Annotated in this window: 3 protein-coding genes; 1 reads left to right on the top strand and 2 read right to left on the bottom strand. The window is 74.4% G+C overall.

The features are described 5' to 3' along the window. Positions 1–1,842: ATP-binding cassette domain-containing protein (locus C1I98_RS36870; protein WP_233508505.1), on the top strand; the 1,842-nt coding region annotated here is incomplete at its 5' end. Here C1I98_RS36870 and C1I98_RS36865 read toward each other — a convergent pair. Together C1I98_RS36865 and C1I98_RS36860 are read right to left on the bottom strand one after the other, a co-directional pair. Next, complete coding sequence (locus C1I98_RS36865; protein ID WP_233508504.1) at positions 1,839–2,531, bottom strand: response regulator; 693 nt, start codon at positions 2,529–2,531, stop codon at positions 1,839–1,841. The genes C1I98_RS36870 and C1I98_RS36865 overlap by 4 nt on opposite strands. Beyond that, a partial coding sequence (locus tag C1I98_RS36860; protein ID WP_233508503.1) for a sensor histidine kinase occupies positions 2,528–3,335 on the bottom strand: 808 nt, incomplete at its 5' end. The genes C1I98_RS36865 and C1I98_RS36860, both read right to left, overlap by 4 nt.

Raw genomic sequence — 3,335 nt, 5'->3', positions numbered from 1 at the left:
GGCCATGATCCCCACCCTGATCCCCGCCATGGCAGGCGCCCGATGACGGCCACCGGCGCCACCGACCCGCCCGGCGGCCAGGACCCTCCCGCGCACGGGCTGCGGGACCTGCTGCGCGCGGTCGCGTTCGCCACGACACTGAACTGGCGATCGGGCCGGCTGCTGACGATCCTCACGGTGAGCGCCCAACTGCTCGCCGCGGTACTGCTGGCGGTCGGCGTGCTGGCCGCCGCCCAATGGTTCGAGGTCCTGCTCGCCGCCCTGCAACGCCGCGTCCCCATCGGCGACGCCGTACGCACCGGCCTGCCGTTCCTGACGATCCTGGCGGTGCGTGCCATCGCCGCCCAAGGCGGGCAGCTGGCCGCCGCCAGGCTCGGCGGCCGGGTCGGTGTCGCGGCCCAGGCCCAGGTACTGGCCGCCGCCGCCCGCACCCGGCTGATCGCCTTTCAGGACCCCCGGCTGTTCGACCGGCTGCACCGCGCCAACCTCGGCGCCGCGCAGGCCGACACCCTGGCCCAGCAGGCCGCGGGCGTCATCAGCGCCGCCATGTCGATCGCCGCGGCGGCCGGCGCGGTCGTCACGCTGTCCCCCATCATGGCCCTGCTGATCCCCGCCAGCCTCGCCCCGCAGATCATCACCGAGGTCATCAACATCCGCTACCGCTACCGCGCCACCGCCGCGCTGGTCCCCGACCAACGCCGCGCCGACTACCTGCACGGCCTTCAGGTGATGCCGGCCAGCGCCAAGGAACTGCGCGCCTACCAGGCCACCGGATGGCTCGCCGACCGCTGGCGGCCCCTGGCCACCGACCTGGCCGACGCCCTATGGCGCATCGGACTGCGCGTCCAGTTGCGTGACATGGCCGCCCGTTCGCTGTCCACAGCACTGTTCTTCACCGTCGTGGCGGCCGGCATCGCCGTCATGGGCCCGACCGCCGGTGCCGCGACCGCCGCCATCTACGCGTTGCTGCAGCTGCGCGGCCAGACGGCGGCACTGATCACCATGTCCTCCACCCTTCAGGCGTCCGGAATGTTCCTGGCCGACCTGGCCGCCCTCGCCGCCGACCGCAGCACCGCCGAACCACAGGGCGGCGACGCCCCCCAGCCGCTGCGCACGCTGCGGCTGCGTGCGGCCGGGTTCCGCTACCCGGGAGCCGGCGCCGACGCCCTCACAGGCATCGACCTGGACCTGCACGCCGGGCAGGTCGTCGCACTCGTCGGCGAGAACGGCTCGGGCAAGACCACCCTGGCGATGCTGGTGGCCGCCCTGTACCGGCCCACGTGCGGGACCATCACCTGGAACGACGCCGACACCGCCACCCTGGACCCCCACCGGGTCCGCGCCCGGATCGCCTGGGCCTTCCAGGACTTCACCCGCTACGCCTTCACCCTGGGCGACAACATCACCCTGGGCCCCGACGGCGACCCCGCCAGGCTCCGCCAGGCCACCGCCGCCGGGCAGCTCCAGACGATGCTCCAGACCCTGCCGCACGGCCTGGCCACCCTGCTGAACCGCCAGTACGGCGGGCAGGTGGACCTGTCAGGCGGGCAATGGCAGCGCCTGGCCATCGCCCGCGCCTTCTACCGCCGCCCCGACCTGCTCATACTCGACGAACCGACCGCCGCGCTCGACCCGGCCGCCGAACACCACCTGTTCCACACCCTGGCCCGCCACCATCCGGGAACCGTCCTGCTGATCACCCACCGCATCCACAGCGTCACCTTCGCCGACCACATCTACGTCCTGCACCAGGGCCGTATCGCCGAACACGGCACCCACGAGCAACTGATCGCCGCCAACGGCCACTACACGCGCCTGTACGACATCGGGGCCGGGGGCTAGCCGGGGCCGCCCGGGCGGACCAGCCCGGTCTCATAGGCCACCACCACCGCCTGGGCCCGGTCCCGCAGCCCCAGTTTGCCGAAGATCCGCTTCACGTGGGTCTTGACGGTGGCCTCGCTGAGCGTCAGCGTCGCGGCCAGCTCGGCGTTGGACAATCCCCGGCCCACCAGTGTCAATACCTCCACCTCGCGCGGAGTCAGGGCGGCCAGGTCGGGATGGGCTCCCGCGGCGGTGCCCGGCAGCCGGTCGCCGCGGGCGAACCGCTCCACCAGCCGCCGGGTGATGGAAGGCGCCAGCAGCGCGTCGCCGGTGCCGACCAGCCGTACGGCGGCCGCCAGATGCTCGGCCGTCACGTCCTTGACCAGGAACCCGCTCGCGCCCAGCGACAGCGCCGCATAGACGTAACGGTCCAGGTCGAAGGTCGTCAGCATGATCACCCGGCAGTCCGGCAGTTCCGCCAGGACCAGCCGCGCCGCCTGCAGCCCGTCCATGACGGGCATGCGGATGTCCATCAGCACCACATCCGGGCGCAGCCGCCGAGCCGCCGCCACCGCCTCGGCCCCGTCGGCGGCCTCCCCGGCGACCTCGATGCCGCGCGTCGTCAAGATCAGCCGAAAGCCGCTGCGGACCAGGGCCTGGTCATCGGCGATGAGGACCCGCGGCGAGGCCGGTGACAGGGCCTGGTTCACGGCCGCTCCAGCGGGATGCGCGCCCGCACCCGGTAGCCGCCGCCGAGCCGCCGCCGGGCGTCCAGGTCGCCGCCGTACAGCGCGACGCGTTCGCGCAGCCCCAGCAGGCCGCGCCCGGCGCCGTCGCGGCGCGCGGGCGCATCGGTCCCCGCCTGGCCGTTCAGCACGCTCGGCCCGCCGTTGACCACCTCCACCCGCAGGAAACGGCCGGCGAAGCGGATCGTGACCTGCGCCGGGGCGCCTTCGCCGTGTTTGAGCGCATTGGTCAGGGCCTCCTGCACGATCCGGTAGGCGGTCACCTCGATGCCGGCCGGCAACGGGCGCGGCTCGCCGGAGATCCGCATCTCCACCGGCATCCCGGCGAACGCGATCCGGTCGGCCAGCGGCCCCAGGTCGCCCAGGCCCGGCTGCGGGGACAGATCGTCCCAGGCGTCGTCGTCGTCGCCGTCCTGGGCGGGCGCCAGCAGGCCCAGCAGGTGACGCAGCTCGGTCAGCGCGCCGCGGCCCGCGCCCTCCACCGCCGCCAGGGCCGACATCGCCTCGGCGGGAACCGCGGCGTGCGCCGACAGCACCTCCCGCGCCGCCGACGCCTGCACCACCATCAGGCTCACATTGTGGCTGACGATGTCGTGCAGCTCCCGGGCGATCCGCGCACGCTCGGCCTCCACCGCGGCGCGGGCCGCGCCGGCCCGCGCGCGTTCCAGCAGCCGGCCGCGTTCCTCCAGCGCCCGCCGGTGGCGGCGCCGCGCACGCGCCAGCCCCGCCCCCAGCCACCCCGCAACGGCGCACGCCGCCAAGGCGCAC

It is taken from the genome of Spongiactinospora gelatinilytica, from assembly GCF_003236385.1.
Classification (GTDB): Bacteria; Actinomycetota; Actinomycetes; order Streptosporangiales; family Streptosporangiaceae; genus Spongiactinospora; species Spongiactinospora gelatinilytica.
Note: the sequence above shows the minus strand (reverse complement) of the source record. Positions and strands in the feature narration are given on the sequence as shown.